A 16,671-nucleotide genomic window follows, 5' to 3' on the forward strand; every position below is an offset into this window, starting at 1 on the left:
CTCCTCAGTGCATTACTTTTCAGAGGGTGTGTTGCGTAGTTTTCGTTCTTTCCAGCGTTTTACAACATGAAGTCGCCACAGCACAGTGATGGCAGCGTAACTGATTGCACCAACAATCAATCCTGAAACAATGGAGCCAACGTACAAAGGCATCCAAATGTGTTCCATTTTATCCCAAATCCATTCAACTGATAGCTGAAAGTCTTTTTCATGGTGGTGACCAAGGATTAGCGAGCCTACTTTGTAGTTAAAATAAAAGACAAATGGCATCGTCAATGGGTTAGTGATCCAGACTAATGCAATAGAAAGAGGTATGTTTGCTCTAAAAGGGATAGCCAGTAATGCAGACGCCAGCATTTGAAAAGGCATTGGAATGAATGCCCAGAACAACCCGTTGAAAAATGCTCTGGCGACAGATTTTCTGTTCAAATGCCAAAGGTTAGCTTCATAAATCTGAGAACCTAGCAGACCAAGTGCTTTGCTTTGTTTGAGTTTTTCTGGGTTTGGTATGAATTTTTTTAGATAATTCTTCGGCATAATCAGGTATTAAAAAATTAGCAATTTAAGACAAGGAGGTCTTATGTTACTAAGTAGTTTGTCCATATTGATGGGCGCCATATTGGTGCCGAGCGATTATTTGTGGGCCTATTCTACTCACATCATAATCATGTGTCTCTACTTAATATGGACAAAGCGTTTAATAGTTTTCTTTTTGACACTTCTCTCCTTACTTTCAGTATTTTTCCATGAGTTCAATTCACCCGAGCCCTTTCCTGTCTTTGATGGCGCTATTGTTTGGGTGGATTTTGATGATCGAAAACTGACCTTTCCCGAGCCATTGCTGACGAAATTACAGGGTGCGATTCAGGGGCAATCCATTGCTATAACCTACCAAACGGCCAACGGTAATTGGCACTCCCAAGATAACTTTACACTACGAGAATTCGCTCCACATACATCAAATCAGCATGATTCGTTACTTTATAAAGGGCGAACGGCTAGGCTTGTTATACCTGCTAAAGAGGGGGCTTGGTGGCAGCGGCAACTGTATGTCAAACGGCAAGCTGCACAGATTACAGTCGAATTTGCAGATGGCGAAATAGAACGATTGGATAATAGTCCGTATAACGTTCGAGATAAGTTAACAAATCGGCTCGATAGTGCGTTGCAAAGCTATGATAGCTGGCGCTTTTCTAAGGCATTATTGTTAGGTCAAAACGACCTGTGGAGTGAAAAAAATACTTGGGTCATTAGAACGCTTGGCTTGGCACATCTTTTTGTTGTTTCTGGGTTACATACGGGGTTTATGTTCGTCATCGGCCGACTCATTAGTCGAGTCATTTGGCTATTGTTACCTGCAAAAATGCTCTTGTCGGGTTTGACCCGTTGGCATTGTGATGCTGCGATTGTTATTCCTATGCTGTTTGGATATGCCTATATCACCAATTGGGGCGAGCCAGTTGTGAGGGCGTCTATTATGTTGAGTGTGTATTTATGTGCTCGAATGTTGGCACTCAAAGCATCCCCTCATGGCATTATTATTTTTGCTTTATGGCTAATATTATTAGTAGAGCCGAGATCGATTCTAAGTCCTGGTCTGTGGTTGTCTTTCAGCATGGTTTTTCTATTGATTGGGTACTGTCAAACGACGGTTAAATTGTCTCGTTTGTTGATGGTGCAGCTCATGCTGAGCACTGCGTCTATGGTATTGATTCTTGGCTGGCAAGAGGCCATCTCCAGTGTGTCTATTTTGACCAATGTTGTTTTGATCCCGTTTGCTGCGTTTGTTTGGTTTCCTTGGGGGATTGCAGCATGTGTTGAAGTGGTTGTTGTGGGTACCGATCTCAGCTATTCAATATTGGATGTAATACTGCGCTTAATTATTGGTGGTGTTGATTGGCTGGCATTCGAGCTGCCTTTGTTGCCTTTTGAACAATATGCTTCGAGTGCTCCGCGCTTATTGATGTTGTTTTTGATCGGGTTTTGGGTGTATCAAAGCCCATTGAAGCGGGGCTTGTTGTGTGTGGTGGGTATTTGGAGCACACTGTTTGCTTCTGCTTTTATTGAAGAAAATGGGGCGAATCTCACCATTTTTAATTCAGATGGTCGTCTTATGGTTAAAGATAAATCCACAGTACTGATGGTGGATTCTTGGGCGGCCCATGATTTAAATCGGTTGTTGTTTGATGGCTATGTCATGCCTGCTCAAAATCGTGTCTATTTGTTGTCTCCGGCCGATATGACAGCAATGACTCCTGAGCAATTGCTGTCATTGAATGTGTCATGGGTGGTTTTGAGAAAATATGCGTCGACTCAAATTATGGCGATGATGACGGCGTTAAAGGTCGATTGGGTCATTGTTGAGGATCATGAATCGTTATCGTTTTTCTTTGAAAATGATCGAACAGTTTTGCGACATTCTGCGTGTATCTATTCATTTTTTCTCTTAAAATCTGACACTTGCAAGCGTGTAGAAAAGTTAGAGAGTGTGTTAAATTACATTCAAACTTAATTTGGAGAGCGATGTGTTAGCCTTTATTCAAACTGGTGGTTTTTTCATGTGGCCATTGATGGCCTGTTCTATTCTTGCGCTGGCCATTATTTTAGAGCGTTTCTGGACACTTCGAAAATCGGCTGTTGCGCCGAACGGTCTGCTCTCAGATGTGATGGCACGTCTTCGGGATGACCGTATGACATTGGAATATATCCGCACCATGCAAGCCAAAACTGGGTTGGCGTCTATTTTTGCTGCAGGCTTGTTAAACTCCAAACACGGCCGTGGTGCCATGAAAGAAAGCGTCCAAGAAGCAGCCAGTCATGTCATCCATGAATTAGAACGTTTTATGAATACTCTTGGGACGATTGCGGCAATTTCTCCTTTGCTGGGTTTGCTAGGGACGGTCGTGGGTATGATTAAAGTGTTTTCAGTATTGATGGAGAGTGGGGCTGGAAATACCGCGTTATTAGCAGGTGGTATATCGGAAGCCTTACTAACAACGGCTGCTGGGCTTGGTGTGGCTATCCCAGCATTAATTTTTCATCGTTTCTTTAGTCGCAAGATTGATGAGCTTGTGGTGACTATGGAGCAGCAATCTACAAAGTTGGTCGATGCTTTGCATGGTGACCGTGATAAGACGGGAGTGGCTCAGTGAAGTTTAGACGTCAAAAAATAGATGACGTTCAAATTAATCTTACGCCATTAATTGACGTTGTTTTTCTCCTGCTCATTTTCTTTATGGTTAGTACAACCTTTAATCAAAGCACAGAGCTAACAATTGACCTGCCAACAGCCACATCAAATGCACCCAGTACTGATCGTGCTCAAAATGTAGAGTTGGTCATTACCGCAGATGGTCAGTATGTCATTAATGGTCAGACTTTGATTAACGAAAAAGTCAGTACATTAGTACAAGGCTTGAAAGAAGTAACAGAAGGGGACTTTACTCGACCTTTGATTATCACGGCTGACGCAAAAGCGTCCTATGACATGGTATTAAGGGTGTATGATGCCGCGGCAACCTTGGGTATTACGAAGCTTGCTCATACTGCGCAAAAAGAGCCGATCCAGTGAGTTTGGAATCCTTGTTTACTCGCTCGTGGTATGGTCGCTGCGGCTGGACCTATGTGTTTCGTCCGCTGCAACCTTTGATCCGAAGTCATGTACGCAATAAGCGTCAAGCTTTTCTAGATTTTCCTGAGCGTTCTTACCGGGCACCAGTGCCTGTGGTTGTTGTCGGAAATATCAGTGTTGGCGGAACGGGCAAGTCACCCATGGTGGTCGCATTATGCGAACTGCTTTTGGCACAAGGCTATCGTCCAGGGATTGTTTCTAGAGGTCATGGCGTGAAGGTTAAGGTACCCACTCAGGTTACTCCCGATAGCTCTGCACTCGATGTCGGTGATGAACCTGTCATGCTGGCTCGCAGAACAGCCTGCCCTATGGTTGTTTTCCCAAAAAGGGATGAGGCGGTAAAGCATTTGCTGGCTACGCACGATGTAAACATCATTATTTGTGATGATGGTATGCAGCACTATCAGTTACACAGAGATATTGAAGTGGCTATGTTGGACGCATCTCGTGGTCTTGGGAATGGTCAGTTGTTGCCTGTCGGTCCGTTAAGAGAACCTATCGAACGGCTTTCAAGCGTGGATTTTGTTGTCAGTGTGACAAGCAAGATGACATTGCCTCTACAACAATTGCCAGTCTCTGTTGTGCTTACGGCGCTTGCATCGACAACGTTGGTGTCTCTGAATGGTGATCGGCAACGCGATGCACAAAAAGCGCTGTTGGAAGAGAAATCTTGGCACATTATGGCTGGTATTGGTAATCCTGAACGTTTTCTCGCTACCTTGAGCCAGCTTGGTTTAGATCTCAACACAGTGACGCATCAGTGGTTCAATGATCATCATGTGTTTACTGCAACAGATATCCCCCAAGAAGGCGCCGTACTTATGACGGAAAAAGACGCTGTTAAGTGCAAAGCTCTTGGGTTAAGAAATTCAAATATCTGGTATTTACCCGTTTCTTTGGTGCTACCAGAACCTTTTAAACAGGCTTTTTTAGAGAAGCTAAACACAATAAAAGCGGTATCTTCTTATGAATAAAACATTATTAGACATTCTAGTTTGCCCTGTAACCAAAGCGTCACTGACTTTAAGCAAAGACGGCACAGAATTGATCAGTAAAGTGGGTGGCATGGCTTACCCAGTTCGTGACGGTATTCCTGTATTGCTTGAAACAGAAGCTCGCACTCTAACGTCTGAAGAGCGCTTGGATTCAGGTTCAGCAAAATGAGGTCGTATAAAGTCCTGACTGTATGTTTAGGGAATATATGCAGATCGCCAGCTGCGCAAGGGATTTTAGAGTCTGTGTCGAATGAGCAAGGCGTTTTTTTGGAATTGGACTCTGCGGGTACGGCGGCCTATCACGTCGGAAATCCACCAGACCCTCGTTCTGTATTCGCTCTTCAGCAGATCGATATTAATATTGAGCAACAAAAGGCAAGGCAGGTGTCGGTTGATGATTTTTACGCATTTGATTGGATTCTTGCGATGGATCGTGAAAATTTGTCCAATCTTCAGAAAATTCAACCTGAAAACAGCCCAGCTAAATTGGTTATGTTTGGTGAGTTTGATCACATCGCTGATTTTGGAGAAGTCGTCGATCCTTATTACGGTGGTCAAGATGGGTTTGCTCAGATGCGTTCGCATTTAAAGACCATCGCTAACGCTTTTGTTCACCACCTTATTTCCAGCCGAGAAGACTAAGTCCGTCTAATGAAAATGCGATTCAACATAACCGATTTTGCTGCTGTACAAGCAGAAGAGTCCATTCAGGAACAGGTGTCATTGGCTAAGTACAATACTTTTCGCTTTGACTATCTGGCTGAGTTTCTAGCAACTGCAACAGATTTAGAGTCGTTAAAGGCCTTGTTAGCGTGGGCGAAGCATTTTAAACAGCCAATCACTATGATCGGTGGTGGCAGCAATGTATTAATTGCTGCTGATGTACCTGGATTGGTCATCATAAATCGTTTGACTGGCATCAGTGCCAGAGAGCAAGCTGGCAATCAAGTCAGTCTTACGGTTGCGTCAGGAGAGAATTGGCATCAAGTCGTTGAGCATGCCGTAACACAACACTGGTTTGGTATTGAGAACTTGGCCTTGATTCCCGGTACAGCTGGAGCGGCGCCTGTTCAGAATATTGGTGCTTATGGTGTTGAAATTAAAGACGTCATCGCTCGTGTGCAAGTGATTAATACGACGACGGGTGATGTGTATTGGATTACTGGGCATGACTGTGGCTTTGCTTATCGCGACAGCCATTTCAAAGGCGTCTGGAAAGGCAGCTTGTTAATCACGGCAATTGAATTATCGTTAAAAAAACAAGGGGTGCTACAACTAAATTACGGTGGTTTGTCTGAACGGATAGAAGGCATTCCTAGCCTTGAATCAGTCTTTAATCTTGTTTGCCAAGTCAGAAGTGAAAAATTACCCGACCCTCTTGCTATAGGTAATGCAGGCAGTTTTTTTAAAAACCCTATAGTTGATCAAAAACATCACGATGCGTTAAAAGCGCAATACCCAAGCCTTGTATCATTTCCGTTCGAAGCGGGTTATAAGTTAGCCGCAGGGTGGCTGATTGATCAGGCAGGGTGGAAAGGTAAAGTGTTTCAGGGTGTTGGCGTATACGATAAACAAGCCTTGGTATTGGTAAACTATTCTGAATCTCTTGCTGATTCGCTGCTCGACTTGGAGGCGCAAATTAAGCTTTCTGTTAATGATAAGTATGGTGTTCTGTTGGAGCGGGAACCGGTGCAGCTACCTCAATCAGCATACTCAAGTGTTGAGGTAGGTTAGAGTGAAAGTGGGTATCATGGACTCCGGTGCCGGTGGTTTGACCATTTTAAATGCGATTCACAAAAAGCATCCTTTTTTGAATTTAGTGTATTTGGCTGACGATGCTTTCGCACCTTATGGCAGTAAAACCATTGACGAACTGCAAGATAGATTGGTCAAAGTAGGGAAGTTCTTTGAGCGTGAAAAAGTAGATGCCATTGTGGTGGCTTGCAATACAGCAACGGTGGCAGCCATTGATGTTTTGCGAGCCTCAACGCAGTTGCCCGTTGTGGGAGTTGAGCCTGCCGTTAAACCAGCATTTCGATTAAGCAAACAGCGTAAAGTGGCTGTTCTGGCCACTCCAGTTACAGCGCAAAGTGCCCGTTTGAATCAATTGATTGAGCTTTGGAAGTCAGACAGTGTCGTGTTTGTCATGTCCAGTTCAACGCTTGCTTTTGATATTGACGCTTGGCCAGAAACAGAAGAAAAAATAAAGCTTACAATAGAGCAGCTTTGCGAAAAAATGCGAAGTGAAAAAGTCGATACTTTGGTGCTTGCTTGTACTCACTATCCTTTAGTGAAACCTGTATTTGAACAGGCGCTTGGTAAGGAATGCGAAATTATCGAACCCAGTGAAGGGGTCACGGCACAACTTATGCGCCGCCTAGCAGAGTCGTATCCAGATCAGGTTGGCGGTTTATTTGCTGAGACTCATCAAGTGAGTGGCAATATCGAGTTGTGCAATACGATGTCCTCCCAAAACCACCCGCGTTTGGTTACTTGGGTTGAAGATAAAGAGGCGATTACACTGCAAAAAACAGTCGCGATTTAGCTTTCTTTCTGGAAAAAATCAATGATTCTATCTTTTTCCCACATGGCGTCTTGATAGCCTAGGTCCATTAGTGCTTTGCAATATTGCGGTGTAAATAGCAAATAACTGGCTGCCGAACTCACTTTTTCAGACGTTGACCCACCTGCCGCTTTTAACAATACACGAATATTTTTTGGAAGCGTGGAAAGGTAATGGTGCGCAATGGCGTTCAGCTCTTCTGATGGAGAAATAATTAATGTTTCTGTGGGAAGGTTTTGGTGCTTTGCCTTTTTATCTTCCGGTAAGTCTCGAATAAGACTGTTCATGATTTCCAGCTGATAAATATCGTCTTCTAAGTTGTCAATAAATGCACTGTTTAAGAGTTGCCCAAGTATTTGCGCCATACTTGGGGCGCTTGAATCAACAGTTGTGTCTGGTATCGCCCATTTTTTTGCACTTCTGTTTCCGCTTACACCAATGATAAAGAGTTTATCTGCGCCCAACTTTAGAGCTGGATAAATAGCCGATTTTTGTCGAATTGCGCCATCACCGTAATAGTGTTTGTCAATTTTATGGGCTGGGAAAATAGTAGGGATAGCGCTGGAGGCTAATAAATGATCGACACCTAAGTTTGCAACAATGCCTTTGCGGCGGTTGCCTTGCCAAGACTGTAGCTCAGAAGAGCCTTGAAAGAACGTGGTTGACTCGCCTGTGCTGTAACTCATGGCGGTAACGGCCAACGCTTTTAGTTGCTCATTTTGTATGGCGATGTTGATTTTCGAGAAATCCAAGTGATTGGTGAGCAATTCTTTGAGCGGGCTGTTGTCCATTAAAGCAATAGAAGTGTCATGGTTGTGCACGTGGAATAGTGACATGAGTGTTTTGGTCACCGAGGTTGCCACTGGCCATCGACCAACTGTGTAAATTTGGTCTGGAGTTAGATGCCGCCAAACAAAAGCAAGCGTTGAAACAGCTTTAGAAAAATTGTCAGCATAGGAAGCGAGCATCGTCGCATTTAAAGCGCCCGCTGAAGTACCACATAAAATTGGAAAAGGTAGAGGGGTATTTTTGGGTAAAAGTCTTCCCATGGCGGAAAGAACACCAACTTGGTAAGCAGCGCGAGCGCCACCGCCAGATAAGATTAATGCATTATTTTTCTTCATAAAAGCTCACTTCTTCGACCCTGATTAAGCAAAGAATTTATCTCATAGTGAATCACTTTCTCCTATAAAAACAACTACTCATTTACATATAAGTATGGCGTATATTGGTAGTATTGCCATTAAGAGATATCAACAAATCGAATGACATGGCGCTTTTGTTATTACATTTTGTGGACTGGACTGACGATGTGGTACACAATCTCATCTATACTTTTGATGACAATATTACGGTTAAAATAATAAGAAAGGTGAATTCATGAATACTTCTGTTGTTATAAGCGGTGTTGGGTTATGGACACCTGAACACAGCATTTCCAATGAAGAGCTTGTCGACAGCTACAATGCTTGGGCGGAACGTTACAATGTTGAGAACAGTCAAGCGATCGCATTGGGAGAGGTAGACGCTAAGCCTCTTTCAAGTGCTGAATTTATTGAAAAAGCATCAGGCATTAAGAGTCGCTATATCTATGCAAAAGAAGGTGCGTTGGACATTGATCGCATGCGTCCTATTTTAGACGTTAGAGGAGATGAGCAAGTTTCCCATCAAGCAGAGATGGCCATAGCCGCTGCAAAGAAAGCCTTGCTGGCCGCTAATAAAGTCCCAAGTGACATCGATATGGTGATTGTGTCATGTGCTTACACACAGCGCTCTTATCCTGCCATTGCTATAGAGGTTCAATCTGCCCTTGGTATTGATGGGTTTGGTTTTGACATGCTGGTGGCGTGTTCCGCAGCGACCTTTGGTTTGCAAAGGGCGGTGGATGCCATTAAAGCGGGTTCCTCAAAAGGGGTGTTGGTAATCAATCCAGAACTGACGTCGCCGCAAGTTAATTATATGGACAGGGACTCGCATTTTATTTTCGGTGATGTGGCAACGGCGGTAGTAGTAGAAAGCAGTCAAACCTGCCAATCAACACATTCATTTGATGTGCTAAGCACCAAGTGCATTACGTCTTATTCAAATAATATTCGCTCTAATTTTGGCTACACAACGCGTGTTACGGATGAAGAACCCTATTCAGCCGACATGCTTTTTCATCAAAATGGTCGAAAGGTTTTTAAGGAAGTGTGCCCAATGGCCGCCGACCACATTGAAAACCATTTGAAGAGTGAAGGCATTCAGGTGTCGCAGTTGAAACGATGGTGGTTGCATCAAGCGAACATCAACATGAATCTATTGATCAGCAAGCGGTTATTAGGGCGAGATGCAACGCTGGAGGAGGCGCCAGTGGTGCTTAATGAATACGCCAATACTGCCTCGGCCGGGTCAATAATTGCGTTTGCGAAATTTCATGATGATCTTTCGGTTGGCGATATCGGTGTGATTTGCTCGTTTGGCGCTGGGTATTCCATTGGTAGTTTGATATTGCGTAAGCGTTAATTGCGTATTCTTTTGTAAGCCTTTAATAACTAGCTAGGTTAAGTCATTGAAACAGATGTGATTATAAGGGAGACTATTCGCATCGGTTTCAAAGACTCAATAGGGCTTTTAAATATGGCAATTCATCCTCAAGCAGGGCTGCTTGCATCTCATGACTTACTTGTAAACCTCCCAGAACTCATGTCGGCTTATTATCTTAACAAGCCATCTGTCACAAAAAATCCAGACGAACGTGTCAGCTTTGGCACATCAGGCCATCGTGGCAGTGCGCTATCCACCAGCTTTAATGAACACCACATATTGGCCATTGCTCAGGCTATTGCCGAATACAGGAAATCTCAAAACATCACCGGTCCTTTATATTTAGGAAAGGACACGCATGCTTTGTCTGAAGCGGCTTTTCAAACCACGGTGAGCGTGCTCACAGCCAATGGTGTGCGAGTTCGTACGCAGTTAAATGGCGGCTACACGCCAACGCCGGTTATTTCGCATGCAATATTAACGCACAACAAGCAAGCGTCAGGCAGTGACATGAGTGACGGCATTGTTATTACGCCTTCTCATAATCCGCCAGAAGATGGCGGTATTAAATACAATTCAAGTAAAGGCGGCCCAGCAGATAAAGACATTACCGACTGGGTAGCCAAAAGAGCGAATGCATTATTAGAAGCCGACTTACAAGGTGTTAAGCGTTTCTCGCCCGATGAGGTGGAAGCCAGTGGTTTAATCGAACCGTTTGATTTCATTAATCATTACGTTAATGACCTTGAAAATGTCATAGACATGAAAGCCATCGCGGATAAAAAAATCCGTATTGGTGTTGACCCAATGGGTGGTTCAGGTATCCATTATTGGGAGCCGATTGCAAAAAAATATGGCTTGGACATAACGGTTGTTAATAAAGAAGTCGATCCTACTTTTCGCTTTGTGCCAAGGGATAAGGACGGCAGAATTCGGATGGATTGTTCCTCTCCTTACTCCATGCAAGGATTGTTAAAGTTAAAAGATGACTTTGATATCGCCGTCGGAAACGACCCTGATTATGACCGACACGGTATTGTGTGTTCTGGTTTTGGATTGATGAATCCAAATGCGTATTTGGCTGTCGCGATTGAATACTTATCCCAGCACCGCAAGCAATGGCCACAAAAAATTCAATTTGGTAAAACCCTAGTGTCCAGTGGCATGATAGATCGCGTGGTTGATGGATTAGGGCGACCACTTTGTGAAGTGCCTGTTGGCTTTAAATGGTACGTTGAGGGAATGTTCAATGGCACCATGGCGTTTGGTGGAGAAGAGAGTGCAGGCGCTTCCTTTCTCCGTAAAGACGCCAGCGTTTGGACAACGGATAAGGACGGTTTCATCATGGCGTTGCTCGCGGCTGAAATTTTAGCCGTCACAGGTCAAGACCCTCAGACACTGTATGAAGCGCAAGTAGCCAAATATGGGAGACCATTCTATAAGCGTATTGATGTTGCGGCGACACCGGCTCAAAAAGCACTCTTGGGTGCATTAGACGCAAAAGATGTCACTCAAACGGAATTGGCTGGTGAGGACATTGTGTCTGCTTTGACACACGCACCAGGAAACAATGCCGCCATTGGTGGTTTAAAAGTATCCACCAAAAATGGTTGGTTTGCTGCCCGACCGTCTGGCACCGAAAATGTGTATAAAATCTATTTAGAAAGCTTTATTTCAGAAGAGCATCTTGATGAATTGGAAAAAGAAGCAAAAGCGCTAGTGGACAGCGTACTTGCTAAGTAATTAACGCACGATACGACATCAAAAACGCCGTTTATTTTGAGCAAATAGACGGCGTTTTTATTTTTTTAGGGGTAGGGTTTTTTACCGCTTAGATCTCAGATAAACGGGAGAGCCATTTTCCTAATTGAAAGCCCAACTTATCGCTGAGTTTTTGTGCCGTGTTTTTCAGCTCCTTTGCATTGTCGTGATTGGCACGTTTGCCAGCGATAACCACCCAGTTGCCACTTCCTGTGTCTAGCGCCCGCACATCGTTAAAATGTTGTTTAATGATGTCGGTGAGTTCTTGGTTATTTTTATGATCTACCCAACAATTAAGGGCTAACCAGCCGTCTTCTTTGATGTTTTTTGCGCAATTTGCGATAAAACTAGCCTGTAATACTCCACGATCCATGCCCTCCGTGTTGTAGAGATCTGTCATGAGTATGTCGACTTTTTTGGTCAATCCTGCCTCAATATAATCAATGGCGTTCGCCACCTCTAAGTTGATGCGTTTCCCTCTTGGTAGCTTGAAATACATTTCCGCAGCGTCCAGAACCTCTTGCCTAAGTTCCACTGCGGTAATGTGTATTGCCGGAACGGAATGATGCAATGCGTTGAGTAGTGTGCCGCCACCTAACCCCAAAATGCATACACGTTTCGGTTCGCAAAATAGCAGCGGCAGCATCATGGCTTGAGTGTATTCATGCTGCAGAACATGAGGCGTAGAAAGACGAATACGGCTTTGCTCGTCACCTTCGGCAAAGGACAAAATACGATATTGGCCATCGTCAAAAATGCGAATAGGGCCCAATTCATCAGCGCTGTCATGTAGTAAGTTATGGTGACTCATTATTTTCCTTTCAGTTTAAGCATGGCGTTTGCTTTCCAAACGCTATGGAAATGTTTGTATAATGCTGATTAGTGAGTAGTGGCTTCTCGTAGGTGCCTTAGAATAACTTGTATTGGGTGTGGAACATGAGTGTCGTCAAAACGTTTAACCTGACTGCGGCAAGAATAGCCTGTGGCAACTAACTTACCAAGCAGACCAGGATTGGTGATTTTTTCTTTCCACGACAAATCATAAATCGTTTTAGAGGTCTCTTTATTAGCGGTTTCATGGCCGTAAGTCCCAGCCATGCCACAACAGCCAACGTTTTCGACTTTTAATTCTAAGCCAAGAATACCGAAGACCTTCTGCCAATCTTGAATAGATGCGGCCGCGTTGGTCTTTTCCGTGCAATGTGTCATGAGATGATACGTTGAGTTGTCGCACATCAGTGGTTGCTTGATGAGGTGCTCACTTTTCTTCATTAGCCATTCTTGCATTAATTGGATTTTTGGAATTTGTCGAGTATCGCCAAAGGCTTTGGTGTATTCCGATCGATAGGTCAGCGTCATAGAAGGGTCGATGCCTATAAAGGGCAAACCATAGAAAGCCAAGCTTTGCAGCATGTCTAAATTTTTGCGTGCAGTGCGATTAAAGGCTTTCATAAAACCATGCACATGTAAGGGTTTGCCGTTAGGCATATAGGGCGCAAGATAGGCTTGGAAACCAAGACGGCTTAGCGTTTCCATTGTGTCCAATACCAGTTCTGTATCAAAGTAACTGGTAAAGGCATCTTGCACCACGATGACAGCGCGAGATCGGTCTTTTGGGCTTAAGGCCTCAATTGCCAATGGCGTTGCTAGACGAATGCCACGACGCGACATTTCTTTTTTTAAATTGAGCTTGCTCAGTTTCGGGTTGTCGGCCAAACCTATGTATTTGCTGCTGAAGTGATTAACCCAGCTACGGCTTACCAACCAATTATATGGCTGTGGAAATATCGCCATGGTTGGCATCATGAATTCTAACGAGCCAATAAGATAATCTTTCGCTGGTCGCAGATAGCGGCTGTAGTATAGCTCTAAGAATTTTGCTCTAAACTCTGGTACATCGACTTTAATTGGGCATTGTCCAACACAAGATTTACACGCCAAGCAGCCCATCATAGATTCATGCACTTCGTTGGAGAAATCATATTCACCACGACGCTTTGCTAGGGTATTTTTCAGTCTTGGTAAGAAATTAAAAATTACATTGCTGTCTTTTGCATCTTTGCTTGCTTTGACTGTATCCACGCCTTGCAGGCTCATACCACGAAGCCATTCACGCATTAAAGAAGCGCGACCTTTTGGCGAGTGGCGACGATCTCGGGTGCCTTTCCAAGAAGGGCACATGGCATCATTTGGATCGAAGTTATAGCAGGCACCGTTGCCATTGCAGTACATGCCTTCTTGAAATTGATCACGATTCTGCAATGGAATTTGACGATCAAATTGACCACGTAATGGAACGGCATCTATCTTTAATAAATCTACACCGAGTTCAAATGGCGTGGCGATTTTACCAGGATTTAATCGGTTTCTTGGGTCAAATGCGGCTTTTACTTGCTGGATACTAGGATAGAGTTCACCGAAGAAAGCGGGTGAATATTCAGAGCGAACGCCTTTGCCGTGTTCACCCCACAATAAGCCATTGTATTTCTGCGTGAGCGCAACCACCTTATCGGTGATTTCACGGATCATGGGCTCTTGGGATTCGTCTTTAAGGTCAAGCGCAGGGCGAACATGCAGAACGCCAGCATCCACATGGCCGAACATGCCATATTGAACCTTGTAGCTGTCTAGAACAGCGCGAAATTCCATAATGAAGTCAGCAAGGTTTTCTGGCGGAACGGCGGTATCTTCAACGAAGGGAATAGGGCGACTTTGTCCCTTGGCGTTTCCGAGTAGGCCAACGGATTTTTTACGCATTCCCCAGAGCTTGTTGACGTTGTCGTGCCCCATAGCGATGGTGTAGCCCAACGCGCTGCTTCCGCCTTGTTTGACGAGAGCATCGAGCTTGTCAGTGAGCCCTTTGATTTTGTCGGCAACGTCTTGTTCGTCATTGCCTGTGTATTCGACAAGATTGATCCCTTGGATGTTTTCTCCCGCCTTTTCTGGAAAAAACTCAGCGACGGAATTCCAAACGATGTCACTTTTTGCAAGGCCGAGCACTTTTGAATCGACGGTTTCGATAGAGGTTGGTTTGGCATCGAGTAACTCGCGTGCATGTCGAAGCGAACCTTCAAAGCTGTCATAGCGAATGTTGACCAGAGCCGCATAGGTAGGAATCGGCAAAAGATTTAGTTTGGCTTCAACAATAAAGCCTAATGTGCCTTCTGACCCGCAAAGCACCGAGTTCATATTGAATTGACCATCTTCGGTGCGAATATGAGCCAAGTCGTAGCCAGTTAGGCAGCGGTTGAGTTCTGGGAAGGTGTCTTTGATCTCTTGCGCTTTGCTTTTTTGAATACTATCGACAACACGGTGCGCATGAGCGGAATAGTCACTGCCACTTTGTATTTCGGCCAGTGTTTCATCATCAATGGGGGCTGATTCTAGTAGATGGCCATCTAACAGCACGGTTTTTAATTCGAGAACATGGTCACGAGTTTTTCCATACATTACCGAACCTTGTCCGCTGGCGTCGGTATTTATCATGCCGCCAATGGTGGCTCTATTGCTGGTGGAAAGTTCCGGGGCAAAAAACAAACCATGGGGGTTGATGGCTTTGTTAAGTTGGTCTTTCACTACGCCGGCTTCAACGCGAGCCCAGCCTTCTTCTGCGTTGATCTCCAGAATTCGATTCATGTGCTTGGATAGATCAATCACTAAACCATCGGTTAAAGACTGCCCATTTGTGCCTGTGCCGCCGCCTCGTGGGCTTAAAACGACATCATTAAATTCTTCTTGGTTGGATAACTGCACCAATAACTGAATATCTTGTGTGTTCTTTGGAAAGATGACGCCTTGAGGTAAAACTTGATAAATAGAATTGTCCGTTGAAAGAACAACACGGTTGGCATAATCAGGATGGGTGTCTCCTGAGAATCCTGAAGCTTTCAGGCGTTCGATGAAAGAAAGGTATTTGGACTGAACGGGCGAGACTTCAGAAAGCTTTGGAATCATGTTTCATCTCCACAAATGATGAGTGCGGAAATGTTAACAAAGAAAAGCGGTCTAAAGGGATATTTATCAGACGAATAAATCGACCTATCACGTTATTTATATTCATGTTTAGCAGTGATGCGCACGAATTTTACGATATTATGATTCGCGTCTGCCTTTTACTTCACAGCTAGGTGTTTTTGTGTCAATGATCCAGCCCATTACTTTATCGAACTCCTGCCGCCAAGCGACTGACATGTTATACGAATTAGACGTTTATCGAGGCGATTTGGAGCACCCTAATGCACCAGGTAATAAATGGCACAAACTTCAACACCATCTGAACTCGGCAAAACAGCAAAACGCCTCTGTCATTGCCACCTTTGGAGGGCCTTTTTCGAATCACCTTCATGCTTTTGGGACAACCCTGAGAAACATGCCGTATAAGGCGGTTGCTATTGTGCGAGGTGAGTTGCAGCCGCGATTAACGCCTACTTTGCGTGACATGGTTGTTGCTGGTGTTGAATTATGGCCTTCTTCGAGAGCGGATTATCGTCTAGGAATGGAGTCCGATGTTGTTGGTGAAATCAATAAACGTTATGCCAATGTTTACTGGATTCCCGAGGGTGGTGGCGGAGAGGCTGGGGCGTTGGGGTGCCGTGATTGGGCAAAATGTCTTTGTGAACTAGATAGCAGATACGATGCATGGGTGGTGTCTTCAGGCACTGGCACCACCGCCGCTGGTTTGTTGTCGTATCCTGATATCCCTGATCTGCATGTGTTTAGCGCTCTTAAAGGTGAGCCTGCTCAGCGAGATGTTATATTGAATTTAGCCAATCGACTGTCTACAGATTCAATACTGAGAGACCGTTTAGATAAAAAGTTATTTTTCCATTCTGATTGCCATGAAGGCGGTTACGCTAAACACAGTTCCGAGTTACTCGCTTTCATGCAAGAGTTTGCTCATACGAATACAAGCGTTGAGCTTGATCCGGTTTATACTTGCAAAAGTATGCGCGCGTTGGTAAGAGCAATGGAGAGCGGTACTTGGCCGTATCGGCGTACCTTGTTTATTCACACTGGTGGGCTACAAGGGTGGCGAGGATATTCAAAAGATACTAATCCCTATCCCTGTCGTTAACGAGATGGCGAAAACGGGCTTCTTCATGTTAAAGTTGGCCAACTTATGTAAAACCCACGCTAAAATAAAAACCGTCATTAATACTTTAGTGGGTTGATTTGTATACATTGAAAACGGGAAG

15 protein-coding genes are annotated in these 16,671 nt (G+C 44.4%); 11 read left to right on the plus strand and 4 right to left on the minus strand.

Translation table 11 applies throughout. The features are described from left to right. Positions 1-12: 12 nt before the first annotated feature. Positions 13-537, minus strand: a complete 525-nt coding sequence (locus AABA11_RS07620; RefSeq protein ID WP_338266739.1) for a DUF2062 domain-containing protein — start codon at positions 535-537, stop codon at positions 13-15. Between the two features lie 43 nt (positions 538-580). Here AABA11_RS07620 and AABA11_RS07625 point away from each other — a divergent pair, with 43 nt between their 5' ends. From AABA11_RS07625 to murI, 8 genes are read left to right on the plus strand one after another with little or no spacing between them, the layout of a single operon-like run. Beyond that, positions 581-2,512: a ComEC/Rec2 family competence protein gene (locus AABA11_RS07625; protein WP_338266741.1), complete on the plus strand. Its 1,932-nt coding sequence runs from the start codon at positions 581-583 to the stop codon at positions 2,510-2,512. 13 nt (positions 2,513-2,525) lie between these two features. Continuing rightward, positions 2,526-3,152, plus strand: coding sequence for a MotA/TolQ/ExbB proton channel family protein (locus AABA11_RS07630; RefSeq protein ID WP_338266744.1), 627 nt, complete (start codon positions 2,526-2,528; stop codon positions 3,150-3,152). Then, complete coding sequence (locus AABA11_RS07635; protein ID WP_265727825.1) at positions 3,149-3,571, plus strand: ExbD/TolR family protein; 423 nt, start codon at positions 3,149-3,151, stop codon at positions 3,569-3,571. Before AABA11_RS07630 ends, AABA11_RS07635 begins: the two co-directional genes overlap by 4 nt. Next, entirely contained in the window at positions 3,568-4,605 is a 1,038-nt protein-coding gene (gene lpxK, locus AABA11_RS07640; RefSeq protein ID WP_338266746.1) for a tetraacyldisaccharide 4'-kinase, read from the plus strand. The genes AABA11_RS07635 and lpxK overlap by 4 nt, the downstream gene beginning before the upstream one ends. After that, complete coding sequence (locus tag AABA11_RS07645; protein WP_265727827.1) at positions 4,598-4,795, plus strand: Trm112 family protein; 198 nt, start codon at positions 4,598-4,600, stop codon at positions 4,793-4,795. Before lpxK ends, AABA11_RS07645 begins: the two co-directional genes overlap by 8 nt. Then, positions 4,792-5,268 carry a low molecular weight protein-tyrosine-phosphatase gene (locus tag AABA11_RS07650; RefSeq protein WP_265727828.1) on the plus strand — a complete coding sequence of 159 codons (477 nt, stop codon included), beginning with the start codon at positions 4,792-4,794 and terminating at the stop codon, positions 5,266-5,268. The genes AABA11_RS07645 and AABA11_RS07650 overlap by 4 nt, the downstream gene beginning before the upstream one ends. Positions 5,269-5,277: 9 nt before the next feature. Beyond that, positions 5,278-6,360 (plus strand): UDP-N-acetylmuramate dehydrogenase, encoded by a 1,083-nt coding sequence (gene murB, locus AABA11_RS07655; RefSeq protein WP_338266751.1) that lies wholly within the window; start codon positions 5,278-5,280, stop codon positions 6,358-6,360. 1 nt (position 6,361) lies between these two features. Continuing rightward, positions 6,362-7,171 (plus strand): glutamate racemase, encoded by an 810-nt coding sequence (murI, locus tag AABA11_RS07660; protein ID WP_338266753.1) that lies wholly within the window; start codon positions 6,362-6,364, stop codon positions 7,169-7,171. On the opposite strand, the gene AABA11_RS07665 is transcribed toward murI, so the two are convergent. Beyond that, positions 7,168-8,313, minus strand: a complete 1,146-nt coding sequence (locus AABA11_RS07665) for a patatin-like phospholipase family protein (protein WP_265727831.1) — start codon at positions 8,311-8,313, stop codon at positions 7,168-7,170. The genes murI and AABA11_RS07665 overlap by 4 nt on opposite strands. A 256-nt stretch (positions 8,314-8,569) precedes the next feature. Here AABA11_RS07665 and AABA11_RS07670 point away from each other — a divergent pair, with 256 nt between their 5' ends. Continuing rightward, entirely contained in the window at positions 8,570-9,694 is a 1,125-nt protein-coding gene (locus tag AABA11_RS07670; RefSeq protein WP_338266756.1) for a beta-ketoacyl-ACP synthase III, read from the plus strand. Positions 9,695-9,808: 114 nt separating this feature from the next. Next, the gene (gene pgm, locus AABA11_RS07675; protein WP_338266758.1) at positions 9,809-11,458 is read left to right on the plus strand and encodes a phosphoglucomutase (alpha-D-glucose-1,6-bisphosphate-dependent); all 1,650 of its coding nucleotides are present in this window, start codon (positions 9,809-9,811) and stop codon (positions 11,456-11,458) included. Between the two features lie 88 nt (positions 11,459-11,546). On the opposite strand, the gene AABA11_RS07680 is transcribed toward pgm, so the two are convergent. Further along, positions 11,547-12,287 carry a spermidine synthase gene (locus AABA11_RS07680; RefSeq protein ID WP_338266761.1) on the minus strand — a complete coding sequence of 247 codons (741 nt, stop codon included), beginning with the start codon at positions 12,285-12,287 and terminating at the stop codon, positions 11,547-11,549. Between the two features lie 68 nt (positions 12,288-12,355). Beyond that, complete coding sequence (gene ydiJ / locus AABA11_RS07685) at positions 12,356-15,430, minus strand: D-2-hydroxyglutarate dehydrogenase YdiJ (protein WP_338266763.1); 3,075 nt, start codon at positions 15,428-15,430, stop codon at positions 12,356-12,358. Between the two features lie 187 nt (positions 15,431-15,617). On the opposite strand from ydiJ, the gene AABA11_RS07690 reads away from it, so the two are divergent. Next, a complete protein-coding gene (locus AABA11_RS07690; protein WP_338266765.1) occupies positions 15,618-16,550 on the plus strand; it encodes a 1-aminocyclopropane-1-carboxylate deaminase/D-cysteine desulfhydrase in 933 nt (310 codons plus the stop codon). Positions 16,551-16,671: the final 121 nt, after the last annotated feature.

The sequence above is a fragment of the Marinomonas pontica genome (assembly GCF_036322735.1).
GTDB classification, from domain to species: domain Bacteria; phylum Pseudomonadota; class Gammaproteobacteria; order Pseudomonadales; family Marinomonadaceae; genus Marinomonas; species Marinomonas pontica.

What these genes read in the sequence shown, in the direction of transcription:
- pgm (WP_338266758.1), top strand. Translation starts at nt 9,809, where the DNA reads ATGGCAATTCATCCTCAAGCAGGGCTGCTTGCATCTCATGACTTACTT.
- AABA11_RS07690 (WP_338266765.1), top strand. Translation starts at nt 15,618, where the DNA reads ATGATCCAGCCCATTACTTTATCGAACTCCTGCCGCCAAGCGACTGAC.
- AABA11_RS07625 (WP_338266741.1), top strand. Translation starts at nt 581, where the DNA reads ATGTTACTAAGTAGTTTGTCCATATTGATGGGCGCCATATTGGTGCCG.
- ydiJ (WP_338266763.1), bottom strand. Translation starts at nt 15,430, where the DNA reads ATGATTCCAAAGCTTTCTGAAGTCTCGCCCGTTCAGTCCAAATACCTT.
- AABA11_RS07665 (WP_265727831.1), bottom strand. Translation starts at nt 8,313, where the DNA reads ATGAAGAAAAATAATGCATTAATCTTATCTGGCGGTGGCGCTCGCGCT.
- AABA11_RS07645 (WP_265727827.1), top strand. Translation starts at nt 4,598, where the DNA reads ATGAATAAAACATTATTAGACATTCTAGTTTGCCCTGTAACCAAAGCG.
- AABA11_RS07680 (WP_338266761.1), bottom strand. Translation starts at nt 12,287, where the DNA reads ATGAGTCACCATAACTTACTACATGACAGCGCTGATGAATTGGGCCCT.
- AABA11_RS07670 (WP_338266756.1), top strand. Translation starts at nt 8,570, where the DNA reads ATGAATACTTCTGTTGTTATAAGCGGTGTTGGGTTATGGACACCTGAA.
- AABA11_RS07650 (WP_265727828.1), top strand. Translation starts at nt 4,792, where the DNA reads ATGAGGTCGTATAAAGTCCTGACTGTATGTTTAGGGAATATATGCAGA.
- murB (WP_338266751.1), top strand. Translation starts at nt 5,278, where the DNA reads ATGAAAATGCGATTCAACATAACCGATTTTGCTGCTGTACAAGCAGAA.
- AABA11_RS07620 (WP_338266739.1), bottom strand. Translation starts at nt 537, where the DNA reads ATGCCGAAGAATTATCTAAAAAAATTCATACCAAACCCAGAAAAACTC.